The sequence below is a fragment of the Inquilinus sp. genome (genome assembly GCF_039594555.1).
GTDB lineage: Bacteria > Pseudomonadota > Alphaproteobacteria > DSM-16000 > Inquilinaceae > Inquilinus.
On sequence record NZ_JBCNNF010000596.1, the window covers coordinates 1 to 3184 of the forward strand.

Below are 3184 nucleotides of genomic sequence, written 5' to 3' on the forward strand. Positions count from 1 at the left end.
GGCGGCGCTGGGGCGCAGCCTTGTCTGGGTCGCGGGCAATGCCGTGCTGCAGACGCTGCTGGCGCTGGGCACCGCGCTGCTGCTGAACCAGCGCTTCCGCGGCGTGCGGCTGGTGCGGGTCTGGGTGATCCTGTCCTGGATCGTGCCGACCATCGTCGTCGTCATCATCTGGCGCTGGCTGCTCGGCACCTCCGGCGGGGTGGTGAACTATCTGCTGGTGACGCTCGGGTTGGTCGACCGGCCGGTCGGATTCTTCGCCGGGCCGGGTACCGCCATGGCCTCGCTGGTCGTGATCAACTCCTGGCGCTGGTTCCCCTTCGTCGCGGTGATGCTGCTGGCCGGACTGCAGCGCATTCCGGCCGACCTGTACGAAGCGGCGGCGATCGACGGCGCCGGGCCGTGGCAGCGCTTCCGCCGCATTACTTGGCCGCTGCTGCAGCCGACCATGCTGGTGCTGGGCGTGGTCGGCACGCTGCTGTCCTTCAACGTCTTCGACATCATCTGGCTGACCACGGCGGGCGGCCCCTCCGGCGCCACTCAGACGCTGCCGGTGCTGATCTACGAGACCGCGTTCAAATCGTACCGGCTGGGCCAGGCGGCGGCGATGTCGGTGCTGGTCAGCCTGCTGCTGATGGCGCTGGCCGTCCTTCTCACCCGGGCGCTGGCGCCGAAGGGGGAGGGGTGAAGCGCAGCCTCGGCCAGATCCTCACGATCGGCGGCGGGCTGTTCGGCCTCGCTGTCGTCGTGCTGCTGCCCTTCTGGTTCGTCGCCACCGGGTCGATCAAGGCGCCGCAGGAGATCATCGCCCGGGTGCCGACGCTGCTGCCGCAGAGCGTCACCCTGCGGCATTTCGACAAGCTGCTCGGCGCCTCGGACTATCCGCGCTATCTCGGCAACAGCCTGCTGGTCGGGCTGGGCTCGACCGTCATCACCGTGGTGCTGTCGGTGCTGGCCGCCTACGGCTTCTACCGGTTGCGCTTCCCGGGGCGGGACCTGCTGTTCCGGGCGGTGCTGGTGGCCTATGCCTTCCCCGGCATCCTGATCCTGATCCCGCTCTACGGGATGATGTCGCAGGCCGGGTTGATCGACACGCCGGCGGCGCTGGTGATCGTCAACGTCACCTTCGCCTCGCCCTTCGCCATCTGGATGATGCGCAGCTTCTTCGCCTCGATCCCGGCGGAGCTGGAGGAGGCGGCGCTGATCGACGGCGCTTCGCGCCTGGCGATCCTGCTCAGGATCATGGTGCCGCTGGCGGCGCCCGGCATCGCCAGCGTCGCCATCTTCGCCTTCATCGCCAGCTGGACCGAGTACCTTTTCGCCTCCGTCCTGATCCTGTCCGACGCCAACCGCACCCTGCCGGTCGGCTTCGCCGGCATCATCGGCCAGTACCAGATCGACTGGGGCCTGCTGCTGGCCGGGGCAACGCTGGCGACGGTGCCGGTGGTGATCCTGTTCGGCATCGTCGGCCGCTGGTTCATCGCCGGACTGACCGCAGGCGCCGTGAAATAGAAAAAGCCCCGCCGGGCGGCGGGGCTTTCGCATCAGCTCAACTGGATGAGGCGCGGGCGCTCAGTGGGCGCTGACCGGCTCCATGTCGTTCTGGCGGACCACGGCGAAGGCGAGCTCGCGGTCCTTGACCACGGCCAGCGGCGTGCCGTCGGCACCGTGCACGGCGAAGGCGGCCTCGCCCTCGACCACGACCGGCTTGACGAAGGCGATCTGGTTCAGGCCGATCGCCGCGAAATCGGTGGGCGACATCTGGGTGAAGTTGGGGATGGCGTTGATGTTCATGATGATCACCAGGTGTTTCGGTTCACCCCTCGACGTCGCTCGAGACGTCGATCGCGGTCTTGCCGTTGGGTTTGCCCGCGGAACGGTTGATGGCGATGGTCCGGACCTTGGCCTCCGGCACCGGCCGGCGGAGATCGATGTTGAGGAGCCCGTTGTCGAGCGAGGCCCCGGTCACCTCGATGCCCTCGGCCAGCACGAAGGCGCGCTGGAACTGGCGGGCGGCGATGCCGCGATGCAGGAAGATGCGCTCCTTGTCGTCGGTCTGCTTGCCACGGACCACCAGCTGGTTGTCCTCGATCTGCACCGTCAGGTCGGCGTCGGTGAAGCCGGCGACCGCCAGAGTGATGCGCAGCTGGTCCTCGCCGAGCTGCTCGATGTTGTAGGGCGGATACCCGTCGCTCGGCGTCCGGCCGATGCGGTCCAGGGTCCGCTCGAACTGCTCGAAGCCGAGCAGGAGCGGGCTGTTGAACAGCGACACCCGCGTCATGATCACTCCTCCTGAGAGCGAGCTGCCGGAACCCCCGGCTCGGGCGGCCCGGTTGTCCGGCGCCTGCGGAGCGGGGACCACGCGGCATCCCCACTCTCGTTAAAGAGGAAATTGGGGAGTGACCGGTCGGTTTCAAGATCGGGCGGGGCGTGGCGCTGAGGATGGGACGCATGCTATCACTCGATGCATGAGACAGAAGCTGGAAGGCGCGGCGGCGGCGCCGAAGGGCAAGGCCGCAGCGAAGACTGTGACGGGCACCGCCCGCCGCGGCCGGCCCCCGCGCGCCGGGTTGTCGCACTGGCAGCAGCGGGTGCTGGACCTGGTGCGGGCCAGCGCCGAGCCGGCCAGCGCCTATGACATCCTGCGCGAAATGAAGGGCGACGGCATCACCGCGCCGCCGGTGGTGTACCGCGCGCTGAAGGGGCTGCTCGACCGCGGCTTGGTGCACCGGATCGAATCGCTCAACGCCTATGTGGCCTGCGGCGGACCGGACCACCACCACACCCATCCGGCGCAATTCGCCATCTGCCGCGACTGCGGCCGGGTGGAGGAGATCACCGACCCGGCGGTGGACGGGCTGATCGAGGCCTGGACCGGGCGCATCGGCTTCGTCGCCGACAGCCGCACCATCGAGATCCTGGGCCGCTGCCGGGATTGCGCGGCCAACGCCCTGGCGGCGGCTGGGTAAGGTCCGGTTTTCAATCCACTGTCGCCGATTGTTTCGCGTTGCCTCTCCCGCCGGACGCGGGAGGGGCCGGGCTCGCGCAGCGAGACCGGGTGAGGGCTGGTCCCGGCCTCGACGAAATCCCCTCACCCGGAGCCGCTTCGCGTTGTGCAACCGGAGAGATCGTTGACACTATAGACCGGCAACATCGTTGACAGCTTCCCGGTGCTGTTGAGCGTGCT

The 3184-nt window shown here is 68.6% G+C and carries 5 protein-coding genes; 3 read left to right on the forward strand and 2 right to left on the reverse strand.

The features are described 5' to 3' along the window. Together ABDW35_RS34665 and ABDW35_RS34670 are read left to right on the forward strand one after the other, a co-directional pair. Positions 1–685: sugar ABC transporter permease (locus ABDW35_RS34665; RefSeq protein WP_343718395.1), on the forward strand; the 685-nt coding region annotated here is incomplete at its 5' end. Further along, on the forward strand, positions 682–1509 hold the full coding sequence (locus ABDW35_RS34670) for a carbohydrate ABC transporter permease (protein WP_343718396.1): 828 nt from the start codon (positions 682–684) through the stop codon (positions 1507–1509). The genes ABDW35_RS34665 and ABDW35_RS34670, both read left to right, overlap by 4 nt. A 60-nt stretch (positions 1510–1569) precedes the next feature. Here ABDW35_RS34670 and ABDW35_RS34675 read toward each other — a convergent pair whose 3' ends face one another. Both ABDW35_RS34675 and ABDW35_RS34680 read right to left on the reverse strand, forming a co-directional pair. Then, positions 1570–1791: a DUF1150 family protein gene (locus tag ABDW35_RS34675; RefSeq protein ID WP_343718397.1), complete on the reverse strand. Its 222-nt coding sequence runs from the start codon at positions 1789–1791 to the stop codon at positions 1570–1572. Positions 1792–1813: 22 nt separating this feature from the next. Beyond that, positions 1814–2278, reverse strand: a complete 465-nt coding sequence (locus ABDW35_RS34680) for an Hsp20 family protein (RefSeq protein ID WP_343718398.1) — start codon at positions 2276–2278, stop codon at positions 1814–1816. Between the two features lie 187 nt (positions 2279–2465). On the opposite strand from ABDW35_RS34680, the gene ABDW35_RS34685 reads away from it, so the two are divergent. Beyond that, positions 2466–2966 (forward strand): Fur family transcriptional regulator, encoded by a 501-nt coding sequence (locus ABDW35_RS34685; RefSeq protein WP_343718399.1) that lies wholly within the window; start codon positions 2466–2468, stop codon positions 2964–2966. The last annotated feature ends 218 nt before the right edge of the window (positions 2967–3184 follow it).

Excerpts from the sequence above, each read along its gene's own strand:
- ABDW35_RS34675 (WP_343718397.1), bottom strand. The coding sequence starts at position 1,791 with ATGAACATCAACGCCATCCCCAACTTCACCCAGATGTCGCCCACCGAT.
- ABDW35_RS34680 (WP_343718398.1), bottom strand. The coding sequence starts at position 2,278 with ATGACGCGGGTGTCGCTGTTCAACAGCCCGCTCCTGCTCGGCTTCGAG.
- ABDW35_RS34685 (WP_343718399.1), top strand. The coding sequence starts at position 2,466 with ATGAGACAGAAGCTGGAAGGCGCGGCGGCGGCGCCGAAGGGCAAGGCC.